The 1,073-nt window shown below is 72.5% G+C and carries 1 protein-coding gene and 1 pseudogene; both read right to left on the minus strand.

Annotation, left to right across the window (positions count from 1 at the left end):
• Positions 1-527: TrmB family transcriptional regulator (locus GRX66_RS19260; protein ID WP_159527871.1), on the minus strand; the 527-nt coding region annotated here is incomplete at its 3' end.
• Positions 524-1,073 (minus strand): annotated as a pseudogene (locus tag GRX66_RS19265) (Patched family protein); the annotation flags it as partial. The gene GRX66_RS19260 and the pseudogene GRX66_RS19265, both read right to left, overlap by 4 nt.

The raw sequence follows: 1,073 nt of genomic DNA on the forward strand, positions 1-1,073 counted from the left end.
GCCACCGCGACGACGTCCTCGTCCTCGCTCAGCACGGTGACGTCCACGCCGCGGTCGACCGCCGCCGCGAGCGCGTCCCGGATCTGGGGGGTCACGTCCTCGCTCCCATAGACGGCGCGTTCCTCGGCGGACGCGAGCAGTTCGGCCCCCCGCGCGGCGACGTTCTCGGCACCGCGGACGGTCCAGATGGACTCGCTCTCCTCCGTGTCGGCGTACTCCGCCTCGACGGACTCCAGGTAGTCGAATGCGGCGTCGCTCTCCGACCGCAGCTGCCGGTAGAGGCGCTCGCGGGCCTCCTCGACGTCGACGGGCCGGTACCGTGTCGGGTTCGACTGCTCGACGTCCACGAGGCCGCGGTCCTCGAGGTCCTCCGCGGCGCCGTACACCTGGGACCGCGGCACCTCCGCGAGGTCAGCGACTTCGCTGGCGGTACCGGTGCCGAGTTTCTGGAGCGCGACGAACACCCGCGACTCGTAGGTGGAGAGGCCGAGGCGCTTGAGCGCCGCGACGGCCTCCTCGTCGTTCATTCTCCCTCCGGACGCCGGCGCGCCCACTCCTTGACGACGCGGTCGTACTCGTCGACGGTGAGGTCGCCGTCGGTCAGCGCAGCGCTGGCTTCCGCGAGGTCGTCGTCGGTCACGTCGGCCTGCGCGAACACCCGCTCGAAGATGTTGGCGACGACCTCCGCGACGCTTTCGCCGCCGACGGCGTGTTCCGTGCCGCCGTCGAGCAGGCGCCCGTCGACGCTGACCTCGGTGCCGTCGGGCGCCGTCTCCGAGACGTCGACGTCGTAGGTCACCGACGGGGCTTCGCCGTCGAGACGCCACGCGACGAACAGCGTGTCGTCGTCGAGGACCGCGTCCACGGGTTCGGGGGACGCCTCGAGGTTCGAGACGGTGCCGCCGCGAACTGTCTCGGAGAGCACGACCCGACCGTCCTGCGGCGGCACCTCGACCGTCGCAGTGACCGTCCCACCGGGCTGGACGAGGTCGCGGTCGAGCGACCGCGTCGCCTCGTCGACCGGCGCCGAGTCGGTGTTCGGCCGCCGCGCCACCGGCCGGGTTCGACGCCGC

The sequence above is a fragment of the Halobacterium bonnevillei genome (assembly GCF_009831555.1).
GTDB classification, from domain to species: Archaea; Halobacteriota; Halobacteria; order Halobacteriales; family Halobacteriaceae; genus Halobacterium; species Halobacterium bonnevillei.